This window comes from Lentzea sp. HUAS12, assembly GCF_024125735.1.
Lineage (GTDB): Bacteria > Actinomycetota > Actinomycetes > Mycobacteriales > Pseudonocardiaceae > Lentzea > Lentzea albida.
In genome coordinates this window covers 5,002,018-5,022,094 of record NZ_CP099738.1, presented here as the reverse complement: position 1 = coordinate 5,022,094, position 20,077 = coordinate 5,002,018, and the positions used below count along the sequence as shown (strand labels likewise).

The 20,077-nt window shown below is 69.6% G+C and carries 20 protein-coding genes; 11 read left to right on the top strand and 9 right to left on the bottom strand.

The genetic code is table 11. From position 1 onward, the window contains the following. Positions 1-85: 85 nt before the first annotated feature. A complete protein-coding gene (locus tag ND450_RS22245; protein ID WP_253320699.1) occupies positions 86-2,623 on the top strand; it encodes a LuxR family transcriptional regulator in 2,538 nt (845 codons plus the stop codon). 3 nt (positions 2,624-2,626) lie between these two features. On the opposite strand, the gene eda is transcribed toward ND450_RS22245, so the two are convergent. The 3 genes from eda to edd all read right to left on the bottom strand — a co-directional run bounded on the left by eda (position 2,627) and on the right by edd (position 5,517). Continuing rightward, the gene (gene eda / locus ND450_RS22240; RefSeq protein WP_253320698.1) at positions 2,627-3,262 is read right to left on the bottom strand and encodes a bifunctional 4-hydroxy-2-oxoglutarate aldolase/2-dehydro-3-deoxy-phosphogluconate aldolase; all 636 of its coding nucleotides are present in this window, start codon (positions 3,260-3,262) and stop codon (positions 2,627-2,629) included. A 146-nt stretch (positions 3,263-3,408) separates the two neighbouring features. After that, a complete protein-coding gene (locus ND450_RS22235) occupies positions 3,409-3,594 on the bottom strand; it encodes a hypothetical protein (RefSeq protein WP_253320697.1) in 186 nt (61 codons plus the stop codon). 66 nt (positions 3,595-3,660) lie between these two features. Then, complete coding sequence (gene edd / locus ND450_RS22230; RefSeq protein WP_253320696.1) at positions 3,661-5,517, bottom strand: phosphogluconate dehydratase; 1,857 nt, start codon at positions 5,515-5,517, stop codon at positions 3,661-3,663. 227 nt (positions 5,518-5,744) lie between these two features. On the opposite strand from edd, the gene ND450_RS22225 reads away from it, so the two are divergent. From ND450_RS22225 to ND450_RS22210, 4 genes are all read left to right on the top strand, one after another. Next, complete coding sequence (locus tag ND450_RS22225; RefSeq protein WP_253320695.1) at positions 5,745-6,035, top strand: hypothetical protein; 291 nt, start codon at positions 5,745-5,747, stop codon at positions 6,033-6,035. Between the two features lie 86 nt (positions 6,036-6,121). Beyond that, positions 6,122-6,886, top strand: a complete 765-nt coding sequence (locus tag ND450_RS22220) for a hypothetical protein (protein ID WP_089924259.1) — start codon at positions 6,122-6,124, stop codon at positions 6,884-6,886. An 8-nt stretch (positions 6,887-6,894) separates the two neighbouring features. Beyond that, positions 6,895-8,763, top strand: coding sequence for a fumarate reductase/succinate dehydrogenase flavoprotein subunit (locus ND450_RS22215; protein ID WP_253320694.1), 1,869 nt, complete (start codon positions 6,895-6,897; stop codon positions 8,761-8,763). Then, positions 8,760-9,509: a succinate dehydrogenase/fumarate reductase iron-sulfur subunit gene (locus tag ND450_RS22210; protein WP_089924256.1), complete on the top strand. Its 750-nt coding sequence runs from the start codon at positions 8,760-8,762 to the stop codon at positions 9,507-9,509. Before ND450_RS22215 ends, ND450_RS22210 begins: the two co-directional genes overlap by 4 nt. Here ND450_RS22210 and ND450_RS22205 read toward each other — a convergent pair. Beyond that, positions 9,496-10,152, bottom strand: a complete 657-nt coding sequence (locus ND450_RS22205) for a response regulator transcription factor (RefSeq protein WP_253320693.1) — start codon at positions 10,150-10,152, stop codon at positions 9,496-9,498. The two genes, ND450_RS22210 and ND450_RS22205, sit on opposite strands and share 14 nt — an antisense overlap. 125 nt (positions 10,153-10,277) lie before the next feature. Between ND450_RS22205 and ND450_RS22200 the strand changes: the two genes are divergently transcribed. Further along, a complete protein-coding gene (locus ND450_RS22200; RefSeq protein WP_253320692.1) occupies positions 10,278-10,547 on the top strand; it encodes a hypothetical protein in 270 nt (89 codons plus the stop codon). A 55-nt stretch (positions 10,548-10,602) separates the two neighbouring features. On the opposite strand, the gene ND450_RS22195 is transcribed toward ND450_RS22200, so the two are convergent. The 4 genes from ND450_RS22195 to ND450_RS22180 all read right to left on the bottom strand — a co-directional run bounded on the left by ND450_RS22195 (position 10,603) and on the right by ND450_RS22180 (position 13,884). Beyond that, entirely contained in the window at positions 10,603-11,499 is an 897-nt protein-coding gene (locus tag ND450_RS22195; RefSeq protein ID WP_253320691.1) for an amino acid ABC transporter permease, read from the bottom strand. Then, complete coding sequence (locus ND450_RS22190) at positions 11,496-12,143, bottom strand: amino acid ABC transporter permease (protein WP_089924248.1); 648 nt, start codon at positions 12,141-12,143, stop codon at positions 11,496-11,498. The genes ND450_RS22195 and ND450_RS22190 overlap by 4 nt, the downstream gene beginning before the upstream one ends. 79 nt (positions 12,144-12,222) lie before the next feature. Beyond that, positions 12,223-13,116: a glutamate ABC transporter substrate-binding protein gene (locus ND450_RS22185; protein WP_089924244.1), complete on the bottom strand. Its 894-nt coding sequence runs from the start codon at positions 13,114-13,116 to the stop codon at positions 12,223-12,225. Between the two features lie 39 nt (positions 13,117-13,155). Continuing rightward, the gene (locus ND450_RS22180) at positions 13,156-13,884 is read right to left on the bottom strand and encodes an amino acid ABC transporter ATP-binding protein (protein WP_177230107.1); all 729 of its coding nucleotides are present in this window, start codon (positions 13,882-13,884) and stop codon (positions 13,156-13,158) included. Between the two features lie 159 nt (positions 13,885-14,043). Between ND450_RS22180 and ND450_RS22175 the strand changes: the two genes are divergently transcribed. Both ND450_RS22175 and ND450_RS22170 read left to right on the top strand, forming a co-directional pair. Beyond that, positions 14,044-14,718, top strand: coding sequence for a response regulator transcription factor (locus ND450_RS22175; RefSeq protein WP_089924238.1), 675 nt, complete (start codon positions 14,044-14,046; stop codon positions 14,716-14,718). 54 nt (positions 14,719-14,772) lie between these two features. Continuing rightward, the gene (locus ND450_RS22170; RefSeq protein ID WP_089924232.1) at positions 14,773-16,158 is read left to right on the top strand and encodes a HAMP domain-containing sensor histidine kinase; all 1,386 of its coding nucleotides are present in this window, start codon (positions 14,773-14,775) and stop codon (positions 16,156-16,158) included. A 3-nt stretch (positions 16,159-16,161) separates the two neighbouring features. Here the strand turns inward: ND450_RS22170 and ND450_RS22165 are convergent, their stop codons facing one another. Next, the gene (locus tag ND450_RS22165; protein ID WP_245786559.1) at positions 16,162-17,085 is read right to left on the bottom strand and encodes a TAXI family TRAP transporter solute-binding subunit; all 924 of its coding nucleotides are present in this window, start codon (positions 17,083-17,085) and stop codon (positions 16,162-16,164) included. A 130-nt stretch (positions 17,086-17,215) separates the two neighbouring features. Here ND450_RS22165 and miaB point away from each other — a divergent pair, with 130 nt between their 5' ends. Genes miaB through ND450_RS45870 form a run of 3 tightly spaced genes read left to right on the top strand, consistent with a single transcriptional unit; the run spans position 17,216 to position 20,036 of the window. Further along, the gene (miaB, locus tag ND450_RS22160) at positions 17,216-18,697 is read left to right on the top strand and encodes a tRNA (N6-isopentenyl adenosine(37)-C2)-methylthiotransferase MiaB (protein ID WP_256557239.1); all 1,482 of its coding nucleotides are present in this window, start codon (positions 17,216-17,218) and stop codon (positions 18,695-18,697) included. Continuing rightward, complete coding sequence (locus ND450_RS22155; RefSeq protein WP_253320690.1) at positions 18,694-19,161, top strand: hypothetical protein; 468 nt, start codon at positions 18,694-18,696, stop codon at positions 19,159-19,161. Before miaB ends, ND450_RS22155 begins: the two co-directional genes overlap by 4 nt. Before the next feature lie 44 nt (positions 19,162-19,205). Beyond that, positions 19,206-20,036 (top strand): RICIN domain-containing protein, encoded by an 831-nt coding sequence (locus ND450_RS45870; RefSeq protein WP_305885172.1) that lies wholly within the window; start codon positions 19,206-19,208, stop codon positions 20,034-20,036. Positions 20,037-20,077 lie beyond the last annotated feature (41 nt).

Here is a 20,077-nt window from a genome sequence, read left to right as displayed (position 1 = left end):
GCAGGTCTCTACGGTCGCCACCGAAGGAACACCGGCACCTTCGACCTGAGGTCCTCTCGGTACCGAAGGCAGGGAGTGGACAGCGATGACATCTCCACTACTCGGCAGGGACGCGGAACTCGCGGCTCTCGGACGCCTGCTCGACGACGCGGTCGCGGGAACCGGCTCGTGCGTCGTCGTCACCGGCGGGTTCGGCATCGGCAAGACGGCGGTGCTCGACGCGCTCGCCGCCGAGGCCCGCGACCGCGGCTTCACCGTCCGCCTGGCCAAGAGCGCGCGTCTGGAGAGCCACCTCCCCGGTGCCGTGGTGCGCCAGCTCGCGCCGTGCCTCGCGAACGAGCACGACCTCGAGGAGCTGTACGCGCGCGCCGCGAACTCCGCCGGCAAGGCGCCGATCCTGATGGTCGTCGACGACGTGCACGTCGCCGACACCTTCTCCAAGCGCGCCATCGCCTACCTGCGTCCCCGGTTGCGGCACATGCCGGTCGTCATCGCACTCGGCGCGTCCCAGGGATATCTGGCCACGGACGAGGTCACGCTGCCCGAGATCGCCGGTTCCCACCCGAACCGCCTCGACCTCGACGGCCTCGACGTCGCCGCCGTCGGCGTCCTCACCGAGCACCTCCCCGGCCGCGACCCGAAGCGCTGTCACGAGCTCACGGGCGGCAACCCCTACCTGCTGCAAGCCCTGCTGCGCGAGGAAGGCGAGGGATCGGCGTCCGTCGGCGAGCTGATCGGCATGCGGCTGCGCGAGTACGCGGGAGCCGCCGAGGTGGCGCGCTCCGCGGCCGTCCTGGACTCCGACGCCGGCATCGAACTGCTGTCCGCGCTCACCGGTTTCGACGCGCTGCCCGCCGTGGACATGCTCGTCCGGCTCGGCGTGCTCGCCGACACCGACCCGCTGACGTTCCGGTATCCGTTCGTGCGCAACAGCATTCTCGCCGACATGCCGATCGCGGTCCGGTCCGCCGCGCACGCCCGCGCCGCATGGCTGCTGTTCGAGTCGGACGCGCCGCACGAGCGCGTCGCCGAGCACGTCCTGAAGGCCAGATCCGTCCGCTTACCTTGGGCCGTAGGCCTGTTGCGCGAGGGCGGCGGCGTGGAGCACCTGGAACGAGCGCTGGAGGAACACCTGTCCGAACAGGACAGGCTCGCGATCGAGGTCCAGCTGGGACACACGGAACACCTGCAGGACAACGCGTCCGGCCGCGACCGCGTGCGCGACGCGTTGATGCGGTGCGAGGACCCGCACCTGTCCGCGGACGTCGCGCTGGCGTTGATCCGGCGCATGTGCACGGGCACGGACGCGCACTTCGCCGTCTCGCTCGCGATCATGGTCGTCGCCCGGCTGCTGCCGGAGGACCGCGACATGGTCTGGAACCTCGTCTGCACCACCTACCTGCTGGCCGCCAACCGCGACGCGCGCATGGCCAACTGCGCCGGCAAGTACTTCGACGACCTCGTCGGCGAGACCCCGCAGGCCCCCGACCTCCAGCGCGCCCGGTCGGCGTTGCTCGCCATCGGCAACGCGCGCAGCGGTGACTCCTACGCCGAAGCCGTCGGGCACGCGCTCGACGCACTCGAGGGCGACTGGGTCGACGTGTTCGGCGAGCCCTACGTGTTCACGTTCCTGCTGCCGGTCCTCGTCGACAACCCCGAGCACAGCACCAAGTTCTGGCTCTCGCACAGCACCGCGCCGGTCTCGCACGACCCGCACCTGCGCCGCGGGACGCTCAGCATGATCGCCCGCGCCTCCGCGTTCCACAACAGCGGTGACCTGGCGCGCGCGTACACGTTCCTGACGCCACCTGTGTCGACCGGCGACCCGGACTGCCCCGCCGTCGTGCTCGCGACCGCGAAGCTGGCCGAGGTGTGCATCGAGATGGGGCAGTTCGACGAGGCCGCCCCGCTCGTCGCCGAGGACGGGAACCTGCTGCAGCACATCAACGTCGTCTACGCCCGCGGCCGGCTCAAGCTCGCGTCCTGCCACGCGGAGGGCGGGCTCGAGGACCTGCTGGACGCGGGCAGGCGCCTCGCCGCACGCGAGATGCCCAACCCGGCGCTGATGCCGTGGCGTCACCACGCCGTGCGCGCCTATCTGGCGCTGGGAAACCGCGACGACGCGGCACGGCTCGCGCACGAGGAACTCGACCTGGCCAAGCGGTGGGGATCGCCGAGGGTCGTCGGGACGGCGTTGATGAGCGTCGGCATCAGCACCGACGACGTCGACGTCCTCGCCGAGGCGGAACACCTCCTCGCCGCGACACCGCACCGGCTGCTGCACGCCCAGTCGTCGTACTGGCTCGGGCACCACCTGCGCCGCAAGGGCCGTGCCGACGCGACCGAGCACCTGCAGCGGTCGTTCGACCTGGCCCGGCACCTGAGCGCGCACCCGCTGGCCAAGCTCGCGGGCGACGAGGTCCGCGACGGGGACGACCAGGTCCAGGGCCTGACCAAGCAGGAGAACCGGGTCGCGCGGATGGCGGTGCAGGGCCTCACGAACCGGCAGATCGCCGAAGCCCTGCACCTCACCCGGCGCACCGTGGAGCTGCACCTGTCGAGCGCCTACCGCAAGCTCGGCATCGCGGGACGGGCCGAGCTCGTCGCCGCCCTGTGGTCCTGAGCTCTAGCCGAGCCGGGACGCCTCGCGGGCGAGCGTCTCGATGCGGTCCCAGTCGCCGGCCCGCAGCGCGTCCTTGGGGGCGAGCCACGAGCCGCCGACGCAGCCGACGTTCGGCAGCGCGAGGTAGTTCGGCGCGCTCTGCGGCGTGATGCCGCCGGTCGGGCAGAACCGGATGTGCGGGATCGGCCCGCCGATCGACTTGAGGTAGTCGACCCCGCCCGCCGCCTCGGCAGGGAAGAACTTGAGCGCGTCGAGCCCGCGCTCGGCCAGCCGCATCACCTCGGACACCGTCGCCGCGCCGGGCAGGTACGGCAGCCCGGTCGCGTCGGCGGCGTCGAGCACGCGGTCGGTGGTGCCGGGGGTGACGAGGAACGCCGCCCCGGCCTTGGCTGCCTGCTCGGCGTGCTCCGGTGCCGTGACGGTGCCGGCGCCGATCACGATCTCCGGCACCTCGCGCGCGACGTTCTCGATCGCGGCGAGCGCGGCGGGCGTGCGCAGCGTGAGCTCGATGACGCGGACGCCACCGCGCAGCAGCGCCCGGGCGAGCGGCACCGCGTGGTCGGCGTCGTCGACCACGACGACGGGGATGACGGGCGAGAGCGCGAGCAGGTCGGCTCCGGTGGTCGCGCCGTGGGTCACTGGTCAACTCCTTGATCGAAAACCGATATATCGCATACTGGCCGGCCGCCTGCTGGTGGCGTCTGGCGTGGGTGGGCGGCGTCGGCTGGTGGCCGGTGGGCCGCCGCCCGTTGGGGTGGGTCCGTCGACTTCGTCGACCGGGCTCGTCACGACTGTGCGACGAGTTCGTCGCGGGAAGCCCGCCGCTGTGGCTGACGCGACGACTTCGTCGCCCCACCGCGCCTGAGCGGCGAGCCCGACGACTTCGTCGTCCCACCGCACTCCACAGCAAGCGTGACGACTTCGTCGTCCGACCGTCCCCGCGCGGCGAACCCGTCGACTTCGTCGTCCACGGTCCCACCCGCTCACCAGCAGGTCAGCAGCACCCACGACCAATATATTGGTCGCGCCGCCCCCGACTAGTGGTGTGTGACCGGCGCGAAGTGGTCGGCCGTGATCGGCCCGAACACCGTCGCCCCGCGGTCGGCCGGCCCGACGCTGCGGCGCAACGCGCCGAACAGCTCCCGCCCGGTGCCCATCCACTCGCGGCTGGTCGGCGGGAAGTCCACCAGGGGCCGGGTCGCGAGCTCCTCCGCCGGCACCCGCACCTCCAGCGTCCCGGCGGTGGCGTCCAGCCGCACGACGTCGCCGTCGCGGACGCGGCCGAGCGGGCCCCCGACCGCCGCCTCCGGGGTCAGCTGGATGGCCGCCGGGATCTTGCCCGACGCGCCGGACATGCGGCCGTCGGTCACGAGGCCGACCTTGTAGCCGCGGTCCATCAGCACGCCGAGCGGCGGGGTGAGCTTGTGGAGTTCGGGCATGCCGTTGGCCTGGGGGCCCTGCTGGCGGACGACGACGACCACGTCGCGGTCGAGCTCGCCCGCCTTGAAGGCCTCCTGGAACGCCTCCTGGGTGGTGAAGACGCGGGCCGGGGCCTCGACGACGTGGTTCTCGTGCGCCACGGCCGAGACCTTGATGACCGCGCGGCCGAGGTTGCCGGAGAGCATGCGCAGGCCGCCGTCGGAGGCGAACGGGTCGGTGGCCGGGCGCAGGACGTCGAGGTCGAGCGAGCGGCCGGGGCCGTCGACCCAGGTGAGCTCGCCGTCGACGAGCTTCGGTTCCTGGCGGTAGCGGTCGAGGCCGTGGCCGGCGACCGTGGTGACGTCGCCGTGGAGCAGGCCGGAGTCCAGCAGGGTGCCGACGACGAACTGGACGCCGCCCGCCGCCTGGAAGTGGTTGATGTCGGCGCTGCCGTTCGGGTAGACCCGCGCGATCAGCGGCACGACCGACGACAGGTCCGAGAAGTCGTCCCAGCTCAGCTCGATGCCCGCGGCCGCGGCGATGGCGACGAGGTGCATCGTGTGGTTCGTGGAGCCGCCGGTGGCCAGCAGGGCCACGACGCCGTTCACGACGGCCTTCTCGTCGACGACGTGCGCGATCGGGGTGTAGCCCTCGCCCTTGGCCATCTCGACGGCGCGGCGGCCGGCGTGCTCGGTCAGGGCGCGCCGGAGCGCGGTCCCCGGCGGGACGAACGAGGCGCCGGGCAGGTGCAGGCCCATGACCTCGACGACCATCTGGTTCGAGTTCGCGGTGCCGTAGAACGTGCAGGTGCCGGGGGAGTGGTACGAGGCGGCCTCGGCCTCCAGCAGGTCGTCGCGTGACGCCTTGCCCTCCGCGTAGAGCTGCCGGACGCGGGCCTTCTCCTTGTTCGACAGGCCCGACTCCATCGGGCCCGCGGGCACCAGGATCGACGGCAGGTGCCCGAACGACAGCGCGCCGATCAGCAGGCCCGGCACGATCTTGTCGCACACGCCCAGCAGCAGGGCGGAGTCGAACATCTCGTGCGACAGGGCGACGGCGGTGGACATCGCGATGACGTCGCGGCTGAACAGCGACAGCTCCATGCCGTCACGGCCCTGCGTGACGCCGTCGCACATCGCGGGAACGCCGCCCGCGAACTGGGACACGCCGCCGGCGGTGCGCACCGCGTCCTTGATCCAGGCCGGGTACTCCTGGAACGGCTGGTGGGCCGACAGCATGTCGTTGTAGGACGACACGATCGCGACGTTGGACCTGCGCAGCGCGCGCAGCGCCGCCTTGTCGCCGCCGGTGATTCCGGCGAAGCCGTGCGCCAGGTTGCTGCACGCGAAGCCGGACCGGGACGTTCCGTCCTGCGCGGCGGCGGCCACGCGCTCGAGGTAGGCGCGGCGGGAGTCGGCGCTTCGAGCGGCGATCCGGCGCGTCACCTCGGTCAGAACAGGATGCAGTTCGGTCATGGGGGTCTCCGGGTCATCACGGGCCGTGGTGGGGCCCTCACGAGACGACAACGGTGGCGTCCCACGGACGGGCGTGACGCCACACACAGTAAGTCATGGCTGGTCGCAGACACAAAAACGATTCAGTAAGTGGGAGGGGGCCAGTTACGAATCTTGGCGTGTGGTGCTTGTCACATGGCTTGAGATTGGGCAGAGTGCGGGGCACGACCTTGGAACGGAGGTGTCCCATGAACTCCACGGAGATCGTCGAGCTGCGCCGGGTCATCGGTCAGATGCGGCACGCCGTCAGCAACCTGCGCGCCAGGTATGGCGACGTGGCGGCCGTGCAACGGCTGGCCAACGACGTAGAGCGCATGGACATCGACGCCACCGAACTCGTCGACCTGAGCACCCCGAGGCAGCGCGAAGCGCCTCAAATGGAACGCGAGGTCGTGGTCGTGCCCGACACGCCCTACGACGAGTCGCTCTGGAAGGACGCGGACGACGAAGGACTCGGTGGGTACCGGCACCGGACCTGACCCAGCCCGAACTCACGGCCCTCGCAGTCAGCGGGGGCCGTTACGCGTTTCCTCCACAACGACGTGGACCCCCGGAAAGGTGACCAATGGCGAGGGCAGAGATCGCCGCCAGGACTCTGCGCACGGACCGATGGTGGCTGCCACCGCTGACGACGTTCGTCGGCCTGCTGCTCATCTCGATCTACGCGGCGTTCCGCACGTTCCAGGGGAACTACTACTGGGTCGACGAGTACCACTACCTGACGCCCATGTACTCGCCCTGTCTGACCGAGGAGTGCATCCCGGCGGCATCGCACTTCGGTCAGTGGTTCCCGGCGCTGCCGGGGTTCCTCACCCCGCCGCTGCTGATCATCCCGTTCCTGCTCGGCTTCCGGATCACCTGCTACTACTACCGCAAGGCCTACTACCGCGCGGCCTGGGCGTCGCCGCCCGCGTGCGCCGTGGCCGAGCCGCACAGCAAGTACACCGGTGAGACCCGGTTCCCGCTCATCGCGCAGAACCTGCACCGGTACTTCTTCTACGCGGCCTCGATCCTGTTGCTGGTCAACATCTACGACGCGGTCTCCGCGTTCAGCACCGGACTGGGCCTCGGCAACATCATCCTGCTGGTGAACGTGGGCCTGCTCGCCGCGTACACGCTGAGCTGCCACTCGTGCCGCCACATCGCGGGCGGGCGGCTCAAGCACTTCTCGAAGCACCCCGTCCGCTACTGGACGTGGACGCAGATCTCCAAGCTGAACAACCGGCACATGCAGCTCGCCTGGGCTTCGCTGATCTTCGTCTGCCTCACGGACCTGTACGTCGCCCTGGTCGCCTCGGAAACGATCTCCGACCTCCGCTTCATCAACTAGGAGTGGTTTTGCCCGAGCTGGAAAGGCATTCGTTCGACGTTCTCGTCATCGGCGCGGGTGGTGCCGGTCTGCGAGCCGCGATCGAGGCCCGTGAGCACGGCCTGCGCACCGCCGTCCTCTGCAAGTCGTTGTTCGGCAAGGCCCACACCGTCATGGCCGAGGGCGGCATCGCCGCCGCCATGGGCAACGCGAACGAGAGCGACAACTGGCAGGTCCACTTCCGCGACACCATGCGCGGTGGCAAGTTCCTCAACAACTGGCGCATGGCCGAGCTGCACGCACAGGAGGCACCGCAACGGGTCTGGGAGCTCGAGACCTACGGCGCGCTGTTCGACCGCACCAAGGACGGCCGGATCTCCCAGCGCAACTTCGGCGGCCACGAGTACCCGCGCCTCGCCCACGTCGGCGACCGCACCGGCCTCGAACTGATCCGCACGCTGCAGCAGAAGATCGTGTCGTTGCAGCAGGACGACTTCAAGGAGTTCGGCGACTACGAGGCACGCCTGCGGGTGTTCCAGGAGTTCACCGTCACCGAGCTCGCGAAGGACGGAGACCGGATCGCCGGCGCGTTCGGCTACTGGCGCGAGTCCGGCCGGTTCGTGCTCTTCGAGGCGCCGGCGGTGATCCTCGCGACCGGCGGCATCGGCAAGTCGTTCAAGGTCACCTCGAACTCCTGGGAGTACACCGGCGACGGCCACGCGCTCGCGATGCGCGCCGGGGCCTCGCTGATCAACATGGAGTTCATCCAGTTCCACCCCACGGGGATGGTCTGGCCGCCGTCGGTGAAGGGCATCCTCGTCACCGAGTCGGTCCGCGGTGACGGCGGTGTGCTGCGCAACTCCGACGGCAAGCGGTTCATGTTCGACTACATCCCCGAGGTGTTCAAGGACAAGTACGCGGACAACGAGGAGGAGGCCGACCGCTGGTACACCGACCAGGCGAACAACCGGCGCCCACCGGAGCTGCTGCCGCGTGACGAGGTCGCCCGTGCGATCAACTCCGAGGTCAAGGCGGACAGGGGATCACCCCACGGCGGCGTCTTCCTCGACGTGTCCACGCGCCTTCCCGCCGAGGAGATCCGCCGCCGGCTGCCGTCCATGCACCACCAGTTCAAGGAACTGGCCGACGTGGACATCACCGCGCAGCCGATGGAGGTCGGCCCGACCTGCCACTACGTGATGGGCGGCGTCGAGGTCGACCCGGACACCGGTTCCTCCTCCGTGGCGGGGCTCTACGCGGCCGGTGAGGTCTCCGGCGGCATGCACGGCTCGAACCGGCTGGGCGGCAACTCGCTGTCCGACCTGCTGGTGTTCGGCCGCAGGGCGGGTGCCGGAGCGGCGGAGTACGTGCGGGCGCTGAAGGACCGTCCCGTCGTCGCCGAGGACATCGTCACCGAGGCACGGGCCACGGCGCTCAAACCGTTCCAGCAGGAGGGCGGTGAGAACCCGTACACGCTGCACATGGAGCTGCAGCAGTCGATGAACGACCTCGTCGGCATCATCCGCCGCGCCGGGGAGATGGAAGAGGCGTTGCAGCGGCTGGAGAAGCTCAAGGAACGCGCGCGGTCGCTCACCGTCGAGGGCCACCAGCAGTTCAACCCCGGCTGGCACCTGGCGCTCGACCTGCGCAACATGCTGCTCGTGTCGGAGTGCGTGGCGAAGGCGGCGTTGCTGCGCACCGAGTCCCGCGGCGGCCACACCCGCGACGACCACCCGTCGATGGACGCGGAGTGGCGGCGGAAGCTGCTGGTGTGCACGACTTCCGGCGACGGCGTCAGCGTCGTGGAGAAGCCGCAGATCCCGATCCGGTCCGACCTGCTGGACCTGTTCGACCGCACCGAACTGGAGAAGTACCTCACCTCCGAGGAGTTGTCATGAGCTACCAGGGGAAGTTCCGGGTGTGGCGCGGTGACGACTCCGGCGGCGCGCTGGAGGACTTCACCGTCGAGGTCAACGAGGGTGAGGTCGTGCTCGACATCATCCACCGGCTGCAGGCCACGCAGGCTCCGGACCTCGCGGTGCGGTGGAACTGCAAGGCGGGCAAGTGCGGCTCGTGCTCGGCGGAGATCAACGGGCGCCCGCGCCTGCTGTGCATGACCCGCATGTCGGTCTTCGAGGAGTCGGAGACGATCACGGTCACGCCGATGCGGACGTTCCCGATCATCCGCGACCTCGTGACCGACGTGTCCTTCAACTACACCAAGGCGCGCGAGGTCCCGTCGTTCGCGCCGCCGAAGGACCTGGCACCGGGCGAGTACCGGATGCAGCAGGTCGACGTCGAGCGCTCGCAGGAGTTCCGCAAGTGCATCGAGTGCTTCCTGTGCCAGAACACCTGCCACGTGGTGCGTGACCACGAGGAGAACAAGGAGGCGTTCTCGGGGCCGCGGTTCCTCATGCGGGTCGCCGAGCTGGAGATGCACCCGCTCGACACCGCGGACCGCGTCGACCAGGCGCAGGACCAGCACGGCCTCGGGCTGTGCAACATCACCAAGTGCTGCACCGAGGTGTGCCCCGAGCACATCCACATCACCGACAACGCGCTCATCCCGATGAAGGAGCGCGTCGCCGACCGCAAGTACGACCCGATCGTCTGGCTGGGCAACAAGCTCTTCAGGCGGTCCTAGCGACACCCTGCGGCACGACCAGCCGGGACTCGTACGCCATCACCACGGCCTGGGCCCGGCTGGTCAGCCGCAGCTTCGTCATGACGCGGTTGAGGTGCGTCTTCACCGTGCCCTCGGTGACCGACAGCCGGGCCGCGATGGCCGTGTTCGTCAGCCCCGTGCCGACGAGCCGGAGCACCTCGCGTTCGCGGTCCGTGAGCTCCTCCAGCCCGACCGAACGCCACGGCGACGCGTCGGGGTCGCCTCTCAGGTAGGCCGCCACGAGCCTGCGCATCACCGTGGGGCTGAACTGCATCTCCCCGGACGCGACGGCCTTGATCGCGGCGATCAGCCTCGCCGGCTCGGACTCCTTCAGCACGAACCCGGCCGCGCCCAGCCGCAACGCCTCGTGGACGTGCTCGTCCAGGTCGAACGTGGTGAGCACCAGCACCCGCGCGGACGTCGCCACGCGGGCGAGCGCGGCCAGCCCCGGCAGGCGGATGTCCAGCAGGACCACGTCCGGCCGCGACGACTCGGCGAGCGCGGCGGCGGTGTCGCCGTCCCCGGCCTCGCCGATGACGGTCAGACCGGGTGAAGCGTTAAGCAACGCGACCAGACCCGCACGGAACAACGGCTGGTCGTCGACCACAAGCACGCGCGTCACGATGCCCCTCATCCGTGTGACGTCACCGCGGAAGGTCCCCCACCAGGAGCGTACCGCGAAAGTTGACGGGAGATCCACTCCCCGTGAGACGACCCGGTTCCGCTGCCACGGCTACGTTCCGCTGCATGCGCACCGCATCGGCCGACCTGCTCGCCGTCCGCACGGTCACCGTCGACGGCTCGGACGTCTGGCTCCGCGTCACCGACAGCCCGGTCGACCTGGAGATCCGGTGGTGCCGCGACGGACGGGTCGCGGGCTCCCCCGTGCTGTTCCCGGCGGGCGACCGCTCGCGCAGGCTGCTCGGCGCGAACTTCCCGGCCGGCACCACCTTCCGCCTCGACGTCGTGGGGGAGTCCGGGCAGGACTGGAGCGGTGTCGTCGACTGGAACGTCTGACAAGCGAAGAGGGCGTGTCCGAAGTGGACACGCCCTCTTCCTCGTTCGTGCGGTGTCAGACCGTGATCCCGCCGCCGACCCCGACGGCGGACGCGTTGCCGAGCTGGACCTGCCCCGCGGCGTCGTCGTCGGTGTGGATGACCTTCTTGTTGCGGCGGTTGCGCTTCTCGAGGTAGTTCGCGAACCACGTGAGCAACAGGCACAGTCCGATGTAGATCAGGGCGACCACGATCATCACCGAGATCATCGGACGGCCGAAGTTCACCGCGTCACCACCGATGCGCGTGCCCCACCGCAGCAGTTCCTCGAACGTGATGAGGAAGCCGAGCGCGGTGTCCTTCAGCAGCACGACGAGCTGGCTGATGATGGTCGGCAGCATCGCCCGCAGCGCCTGCGGCAGCAGCACGAACGTCATCACCTGCGTCTTGCGCATGCCCAGGGCGTACGCGGCCTCGCTCTGGCCCTTCGGCAGCGAGTTGATGCCCGCGCGGAAGATCTCCGCGAGCACCGAGCCGTTGTACAGCATCAGGCTGACCACGACCGCCGTGAACGCGCTCAGCTTCACCCCGGCCACGGGAAGGCCGTAGTAGAAGAAGAACATCATGATGACGAGCGGGATCGCGCGGAAGATCTCGACGATCACCGCCGCGGGGGCGCGCACCCACGCGTGGTCGGAGAGCCGGGCCGCCGCGAAGATCGCGCCGAACGCGAGTGCGAGCACCGCTCCGACGCCGAACGCCGACAGCGTGTTGCCGATCGCCTCGACGAGCGACAGCTGGATCTGCTTGTAGTTGATCCAGTCGAGCCTGCGGGCGGTGAACTGGTCGGTCGCGATGAACCGCATGACGACGTACGCGATCGCGGCGAGCGCCGCGGCGATGCCGACGACGGCCATGATCTTGTGACGGACGCGGGCCTTCGGGCCGGGGACGTCGAACAGCACCATGCTCATCGGGCCACGCTCCACCGCTTCTCGAAGACCTGCTGGACGTACGTCAGCGGCATCACCAGGACGACGAAGCCGATCGCCACCCAGAGGAGTCCGAACAGGACGTTGTCACCCTGCTCCGACAGCGCGTCGCGGATCGAACCGGCCTGGGGGACGGCGAAGCCGGACGCGACCGTCGTGTTCTTCAGCAACGCGATCATGGTGCTCGTCATCGGCGGCACCACCGAGCGCAACGCCTGCGGCAGCACCACGTTGCCGAGCATCTGCGTGAACGTGAGACCGAGCGCGCGGGACGCCTCGGCCTGCCCGACCGGCACCGTGTTGATGCCCGAGCGCACGACCTCGCAGACGAAGGCCGCGGTGTAGAGCGACAACGCGGTCACGGCCGCGGTGTAGGGCTCGATCTTCACGATCTCCAGGAGCGGGTACGCGAAGAGGAAGAACACGAACACCAGCGTCAGCGGCGTGTTGCGCAGCACCGTCACGTAGGTCGCCCCGATGCCCCGGAAGACCGGCACGGGGCTGACCCGCAGAGCGGCGAGGAGCGTGCCCAGCACCAGCGACAGCACCGCGGAGATCGCGAAGAGCTGCAGGGTCTGGCCAAAGAGCCGCAGGAAGAGATCTAGGTTGTTGGTGAGGACGCTCATCGGTTTCCTTGCCGTCCGTCCGCCTTCAAAGGAACGGCCGGTGGACCCACGTGGGATCCACCGGCCACGTGATCAGCCGTCAGTAGCGGTCGATCGTCGGCTTCTGGGCCGCCGAACCCGACTTGCCGAGCGTGCCGTCGTAGATCTTCTGCCAGTCGCCACCGTCGAGCGCGGCCTGCAGGATGTCGTTCACCTTGTCGCGCAGGGCCTTGTCGTCCTTGGGCAGGCCGATGCCGTACGGCTCGCTGGAGAACGTCTTGCCGACGACCTTCAGCTTGCCCTCCTCGGCGGCCGCGTAGCCCTTGAGGATCGCGTCGTCCGTGGTGACCGCGTCGACCTCACCGTTGAGCAGCTTCGTGACGCACTGCGAGTAGCCCTGGAACTCGAGGATGTTCTCGGGCTCGGTGTAGCCGTTGTCGCGGATCTTCTTGATCGGCGTGGAGCCGGTGACCGAGCAGACCTTCTTGCCCTTGAGGGTCTCCGGGCCGGTGATCGACGAGTCGTCCTTCTTCACCAGCAGGTCCTGGCCGGCGACGAAGTACGGGCCCGCGAACGCGACCTTCTCCTTGCGGCCCGCGTTGATCGTGTAGGTGCCGACGTAGTAGTCGACGTCACCGTTGATCAGCGCCTGCTCGCGCGCGGCGGACTGGATCGTCTTGAACTGGATCTTCTCGGGGTCGAAGCCCAGCTTCGCCGAGACCAGTCGCGCGATGTCGATGTCGAAGCCGGTGTACTTGTTGGTCGTCGGGTCCTTGTAGCCCAGACCCGGCTGGTCTTCCTTCACACCGACGATCAGCGAGCCACGAGACTTGATCTTCTCGAACGTGGGCGAGCCGTCGACCTTGACGTCCTTGGCGACCTCGAACAGACCGGCGGGCGCGGCGCCCTGGTCGGCCGGGCTGCCTTCCTTGCCACACGCGGTCAGGGCCAGTGCGCCCGTGAGCAGCACCGCCGCAAGGGTGCGAACCCTCATCGTCCTTCTCCTGCCATTCGTTCGAAAGTGGGCTGACTACTAGTGAGTCAGGATCTTGCCAAGGAAGTCCTTCGCGCGGTTGGACTTCGGGGCCGAGAAGAACTCTTCCGGGGTCGAATCCTCGACGACCTCGCCGTCGGACATGAAGATCACCCGGTCCGCGGCCTTGCGGGCGAAGCCCATCTCGTGCGTGACGACGAGCATCGTCATGCCGTCCTTCGCGAGGCCCGTCATGACGTCCAGGACCTCCTGGACCATCTCGGGGTCGAGCGCCGAGGTCGGTTCGTCGAACAGCATCACCTTGGGCTTCATGGCGAGCGCGCGGGCGATCGCCGCGCGCTGCTGCTGCCCACCGGAGAGCTGAGCCGGGAACTTGTCGGCCTGGTTCGCGATCCCGACCCGCTCCAGCAGTTCCATCGCGGTCCTGCGGGCGTCGGCGGCCGGGGTCTTGCGGACCTTCACCGGAGCCAGCATCACGTTCTCGACGATGGTCTTGTGCGCGAACAGGTTGAAGGACTGGAACACCATGCCGACGTCGGCACGGAGTCGGGCCAGTTCTTTTCCTTCGGCGGGAAGCGGCTGCCCGTCGACCTCGATGACGCCGGAATCGATCGGCTCGAGGCGGTTGATGGTCCGGCACAGGGTCGACTTACCGGAACCCGACGGCCCCAGCACGACCACGACCTGCCCCTTCGGCACTTCCAGCTGCACGTTCTTGAGCACGTGCAACGGGCCGAAGAACTTGTCCACACCCGCCACGCGAATCATCGGCGGTGCAGAGGCGGCAGTCATCCAGTCCTCCATTTGGGGTCGTCGGCGTTGGCGGAAACCTAGGTGTCCGCCACCACACCAGTCCAGGACATTGAGCAAGACTTAGGGTCTCAACTCTGTCACAGGCAGACATCGGTTGCCCGGGAGGTAGCGAAAGTGCGCGTGCTGCTCGTCGAGGACGACGACAGGGTCGCCGAGGCCTTGGTCCCCGCCCTGACCAGGCGGGGTTTCCACGTGGACCGGCAGGCCACTGGCCGCGGCACGCTCGACCGCCTGGCCGGCGTCGACGTGGTGCTGCTCGACCTCGGCCTGCCCGACATGGACGGTGTGACGCTGTGCCGTGCCATCAGGGCCGCCTCGGACGTCGCGATCATCGTGGTGTCGGCGCGGGGTGAGATCGACGACCGGATCCTCGGCCTGCACGCCGGGGCCGACGACTACCTGGTCAAGCCCTACGACGTGGGTGAACTCGTCGCCCGCGTGCACGCCGTCCGCCGCCGGCGCGGGGCCGATCCCGTGGGGGTGGGCGCGGCGTCGACGGAGGTGTTCGAGACCGGCGACGTGCGCGTCGACCTGGGACGTCACGAGGTCACGGTGGCGGGGGAGTCGGTCGCTCTGTCGCGCAAGGAGTTCCAGGTGCTCGCGCTGGTGATGGCGGCCGGTGGCGCGGTGTGCACGCGCGAGCGGATCCTCGCCGAGGTGTGGGGCCGCACGTGGTCCGGCGCGAACCGGACGCTGGACGTGCACGTGGCGACGTTGCGGACCAAGCTCGGCAGGCCCGCGTTGCTGGAGACCGTGCGCGGCGTCGGCTACCGGCTGGGGCAGGTGTGATCTCGATTGGGTGATCTTGGGTCGGCGTGTCGTGATCGGGTGGGGTGAGGGCCTGTGAGGTCCCGGTTGCTGGGCGTGGTGCTCGCCCTGGTCGTGCTGGTGCTGGTGGGTCTCGGCGTGCCGCTGGGCCGCAACGTGGCGGCCGCGGAGCAGCAGGAGATGTTCCTCGACCGGCTCACCGACACCAGCCGGTTCGCCTCGCTCGCGGCGCGGCCGCTGATCGACGACAAGCCCGACCTGCTGCGGCCCGAGCTGCAGCGCTACGACGAGCTCTACGACATCGGCGTGGCCGTCGTGGCGCGCGACGCCCCGACGGTGCCGCTGGTGTCGTCGCGCAACGACCTCGCGCTCGGTGAGAGCGGTGTGCAGGACCTGGTCAGCAAGGCCCTGGCCGGGCGGCTGCCGGAAGCGCCGACGCTGTTCATGCCCTGGGACGAGACGCGGCTCGTGCTCGCCGAGCCCGTCCTGGTCGACGGTGAGGTGCGCGGCGCGGTGATCACGTTCTCGCCGACGGCGAAGACCCGCTTCGAGGTGCTCGCCTGGTGGGCGTTGCTGCTCGCGGCGAGCCTGCTGGTGCTCGCGCTGGCGGTGCTGCTGGCACTCCCGGTGGTGCGCTGGACGATGCGCCCGGTGCAGGCGCTCGACGACGCGACGGGCAAGCTGCTCGCGGCGGTGGTGTCGGGCCGGCCGGTGCCGCCGGTCGGCGCGGAGAGCGGGCCGCCGGAACTGCGGCAGCTCAGCCGCTCCTTCGACCAGATGGCCGCGAACGTGAGCGATGTGCTCGCGTCCCAGCGGGCGTTCGTCGCCGACGCCTCGCACCAGCTGCGCAACCCGTTGACCGCGCTGAAACTCCGTCTGTCCAACCTGGAGGGTCACGTCGACTCCGAGGCGGAGGTGCACCAGGTCGAGGCGCTGAGCGAGACCGACCGCCTCAACCGCATCCTCGACGAGCTGCTCGCCATGGCGCGCGCCGAGTCGAGCTCCGTGGACCCGGTGCCGGTCGACGTCGACAGGTCCGTGGCGGCACGGCTGTCCGCGTGGCAGTCGGCCGCGGCGGCGAAGGACGTCCACCTCGTGCTGGACGGGCAGAAGGTCGGCATGGTGCTGGCCCCGCCGCGCGGCGTCGAGACGATCCTGGACGCGTTGCTGGACAACGCGCTGAAGTTCACCCCGGAGGGCACGCTGATCGTCGTGGACGCCCGCAAGGCCGACGGCGTCGTGCGGCTCTCGGTCGCCGACGGCGGCCCCGGGCTGCAGCCGGACGAGCTGGAACGGGCCACCGACCGGTTCTGGCGCAGCCCGGCGCACCAGAACGTGCCGGGGTCAGGGCTGGGGCTCTCGATCGTGCGGCTGGTCGTGGAACGCGTCGACGGCGTCGTGCGGCTGGAGTCCCCGCAGGACGGTGGCCTGAAGGTCGTGGTGGAGCTGCCCGCGATCTAGATTTCAGACCTTGGCTTCGCGGTAGTAGCGCATCGCGCCGTTGTGCAGCGGCACCGGTGACGTCTCGATGGCGGACCGTTGCTCTATGGTGCGGGCCGCCGAGTGCGCCTTCACGAGTTCCGGCTGGCCGTCGAACAACTGCCGCACCAGCGCTTCGGCCACGTCGTCGGGCATCTTCTCGTTGACGAGCAGGAAGTTGCGCACGACGAGCGTGATGACCGGCCCGACCGGGTCGGACTGGAGGTTGTAGGTCGACGCGGGCAGCGTCGCCGACCCGTAGACGGGCTTCTCCTGGCGGAACTTCGGCAGCACGTCGCTCAGGTCGAGCATCCGCACGCCGAGGCCCTTGGTGAGGTCCGTGATGGCCAGGGTGGGCAACCCTCCCGACCAGAAGAACGCGTCGAGCCTGCCCTCCCGCATCGCCTGCGCCGAGTCGTCGAGGTTGAGGTTGACCGCCTGCGGGGTGACGCCCGCCGACTTGAGCAGCTCGCTCGCGATGATCTCGACACCGGACTCCCGCCCGCCGATCGACACGCGCAGTCCGGACAGGTCGCGCAGCTTCGTCACGGGGAGGTCGGCGCGGACGATGACCTGCAGGTAGTCGTCGTGCATGCGGGCCAGGGCGCGCAGCTTGCCGGAGCCCTCGACGCCTTCGAGCGCGTCCGCCTGCGAGAAACCGACCTGTGCCTGGTCGTTGATCAGCCGGGTGACGTTGTCCTTGGACCCGGCGGTGGCGACGACCTGGGGCTTCGCGATGCCGAGCCGTCCGCTCCAGATGTCCGCGAGACCCCGGCCGAGCGAGTAGTAGACCCCGCCGGGACTGCCGGTGGCCATCGTGATCTTGATGTCCGACACCGTGCTGCTACAGCCCGTCAGGACCGTTGCGGCGGTCAACAGGCTCACGGCGGCATGCACTCGTCCCAGCACCAGCGCATCGTGCCACGGGGGTGGGCGGTGCTTGCACCCGACGAAGGTCCTGCCTGGTCAACGCGCGGATGGGTGACGCTTTGCCCGGTCCGCCAGACTCGGGCTCGTGACCAGGGGTTATCGTGTTGGCGTGAGTACCGCGCAGGTTCGCAAGAGCTTCCAGATCCGCACGTTCGGGTGTCAGATGAACGTGCACGACTCCGAGCGCCTCGCCGGTCTGCTCGAGGACGCGGGCTACGAGCGGGCCACCGAGGCCGAGCAGCCCGACGTCGTCGTCTTCAACACCTGCGCGGTCCGCGAGAACGCCGACAACAAGCTGTACGGCACGCTCGGCCACCTCGCCCCGCAGAAGGCGGCGAAGCCCGGCATGCAGATCGCCGTCGGCGGCTGCCTCGCGCAGAAGGACCGCAGCGAGATCGTCCGGCGCGCCCCCTGGGTCGACGTCGTGTTCGGCACGCACAACATCGGCTCGCTGCCGGTGCTGCTCGAACGCGCGCGCCACAACGAGGAGGCGCAGGTCGAGATCCTCGACGCGCTGGAGACGTTCCCGTCGTCGCTGCCGGCGGCGCGCGACTCGGCCTACTCCGGCTGGGTGTCGATCTCGGTGGGCTGCAACAACACCTGCACGTTCTGCATCGTGCCGTCGTTGCGCGGCAAGGAGAAGGACCGCCGTCCCGGTGACGTGCTGGCCGAGGTGCAGACCCTGGTGGACGAGGGCGTGCTGGAGGTGACGTTGCTGGGGCAGAACGTGAACTCCTACGGCGTCGAGTTCGGCGACCGGCTCGCGTTCGGCAAGCTGTTGCGCGCCACCGGGGAGATCGAGGGCCTGGAGCGCGTGCGCTTCACCTCGCCGCACCCCAAGGACTTCACCGACGACGTCATCGCCGCGATGGCCGAGACGCCGAACGTGTGCCACAGCCTGCACATGCCGCTGCAGTCCGGTTCGGACCGCCTGCTCAAGGCGATGCGCCGCTCCTACCGCACCGAGAAGTACCTGGGCATCATCGAGAAGGTCCGCGCCGCCATGCCGGACGCCGCGATCACCACCGACATCATCGTCGGGTTCCCCGGTGAGACCGAAGAGGACTTCCAGGGCACGCTCGACGTCGTGCGCCAGGCCCGTTTCTCGTCGGCGTTCACGTTCCAGTACTCGAAGCGGCCGGGAACGCCCGCCGCCGAGCTGCCGGACCAGCTGCCGAAGGCCGTGGTGCAGGAGCGCTTCGACCGGCTCGTGGCGTTGCAGAACGAGATGACGCACACGCTCAACAAGGAGCAGGTGGGCCGCACGGTCGAGGTCCTCGTCGCCACCGGTGAGGGCAAGCGCGACGCCGAGACGCTGCGCATGAGCGGCCGCGCGCGCGACGGTCGTCTCGTGCACTTCACGCCGGGCGCGACGGTTCCGCGTCCCGGTGACGTGGTGGAGACGGTCGTGACGTACGCGGCCCCGCACTACCTCGTCGCGGACGGCGAACCGCTGTCGTGGCGCCGCACCAAGGCCGGCGACCGCTCGGAGGCCGGCATCAAGCCCAAGACCGCGGGCATCGGCCTCGGTCTGCCGTCGTTCGGGGTGCCCGCCCCGCTGCCCGCCGTGTCGGGATGTGCGGCCCAGTGAGTGACGAGGACTTCTTGCGCAAGGAAGTGGACGAGGTCGAGCGCCAGGCGGCCAAGAGGATCGACCCCGGCACGGGGGCGCTGACGATCTCGATCGCGGTGCTCGCGATCCTGGTGTCGCTGATCCTGCCGTGGGTCGGCGAGCACTCGGGCCTGCAGGTCGTGCTGGGCGAGTCGGAGCTGTTCCTGCCGACGCTGTTCTCGTACCTGGCCCTCGCCGTCGGCGTGGCGGGCTCCGGGATCACGCTCGCGGTGCGGCGCTGGGTGCTCACCTGGGTGTGCTCGCTGGGGCTGTTCGCGGGGTCGATCATCGGGGTGCTGTCGATCTGGACGCAGCAGACGACGACGAGCAACAAGACCATCGGACCCGGTCCCGGCATCGGGCTGGTCATCGCGGTGATCGCCGTGGTGGTGCTGCTCGTCAAGTGGGTGAAGATCGCGGCCTCGCGCCCGCCGCAGCTCTGACGTTCGGGCTGTAATGAATTCCGGGTGTTCTCGATTCGCTGGGCATGACCGAGGCGGAGGAGCACAGCGCGAACTCCACGCAGGGCGACATCAGCGGCACCGTCCTGCAGGCGCAGTCGGTTCGCGACGTGTACCTCCCCGGCTCGCGGAACTCGTCACACCTGGCCCGTGCCGCCATCGTCCTCGGAGTGGTGGCGGCGCTGACCGTGGCCGTCGTCGCCGCCGTGTACCTCAAGAACGACGAGCAGCCCGCTGCGACGACGACGGTGGTGTCCACGCCGCCGTCGCCCTCCACGGACACCCCGGTGCCGTCCTCGTCGACCTCGACGTCGGCGGTGGAGACGGGCACCGTGCCGACGGGCGTTCCACGCACCACCGCAACGCCACCGCGCCCGACGACCGCCGCACCGGCGCCTCCCGCGCCCCAGCCCGCGCCGGTGAAGCCTGCCACCGACGGGCCGGGGTACCTGGTGCCCGCCGGCAACGCCCAGCGCGCCGCGGACTTCTACGAGAACAGCTGGAACGACGTCGTGATGTGGGACCGGCACCCGGCGAGCGACAGCACCAGCTTCCAGCCGTTCTGGGCGCGCGAGTTCTCCGACGCGAACCCGGCCGTCTTCCGCATCCGCAACCAGCGGGGCAACCTCTGCATGGAGCCGGTGGTCCAGGAGAACTTCGGCGAGCACATCAAGGCGAACGCGTGCTCGTGGGGCAACGACGCGCAGCTGTGGCAGACCGTGAACAGCAGCCAGATCGCGCACGTGGCCTCCGGCCGGTGCCTGGGCACCGCGAACGGCTCGTTCGAGAACGGCACCTGGCTGATCGTGTCGCTGTGCGCGGGCAGCGACGACCAGAAGTGGCGCATCACCCGCTAGAACGCCCGAGAGCCCCTCTCCCGGTGGGAAGAAGGGCTCTT

Bases quoted from the DNA above. Each gene is read 5' to 3' on its own strand.
- ND450_RS22245 (WP_253320699.1), top strand. From the start codon at position 86: ATGACATCTCCACTACTCGGCAGGGACGCGGAACTCGCGGCTCTCGGA.
- edd (WP_253320696.1), bottom strand. From the start codon at position 5,517: ATGACCGAACTGCATCCTGTTCTGACCGAGGTGACGCGCCGGATCGCC.
- ND450_RS22225 (WP_253320695.1), top strand. From the start codon at position 5,745: ATGAACTCCACGGAGATCGTCGAGCTGCGCCGGGTCATCGGTCAGATG.
- ND450_RS22220 (WP_089924259.1), top strand. From the start codon at position 6,122: ATGGCGAGGGCAGAGATCGCCGCCAGGACTCTGCGCACGGACCGATGG.
- ND450_RS22210 (WP_089924256.1), top strand. From the start codon at position 8,760: ATGAGCTACCAGGGGAAGTTCCGGGTGTGGCGCGGTGACGACTCCGGC.
- ND450_RS22200 (WP_253320692.1), top strand. From the start codon at position 10,278: ATGCGCACCGCATCGGCCGACCTGCTCGCCGTCCGCACGGTCACCGTC.
- ND450_RS22195 (WP_253320691.1), bottom strand. From the start codon at position 11,499: ATGAGCATGGTGCTGTTCGACGTCCCCGGCCCGAAGGCCCGCGTCCGT.
- ND450_RS22190 (WP_089924248.1), bottom strand. From the start codon at position 12,143: ATGAGCGTCCTCACCAACAACCTAGATCTCTTCCTGCGGCTCTTTGGC.
- ND450_RS22185 (WP_089924244.1), bottom strand. From the start codon at position 13,116: ATGAGGGTTCGCACCCTTGCGGCGGTGCTGCTCACGGGCGCACTGGCC.
- ND450_RS22180 (WP_177230107.1), bottom strand. From the start codon at position 13,884: ATGATTCGCGTGGCGGGTGTGGACAAGTTCTTCGGCCCGTTGCACGTG.
- ND450_RS45870 (WP_305885172.1), top strand. From the start codon at position 19,206: ATGACCGAGGCGGAGGAGCACAGCGCGAACTCCACGCAGGGCGACATC.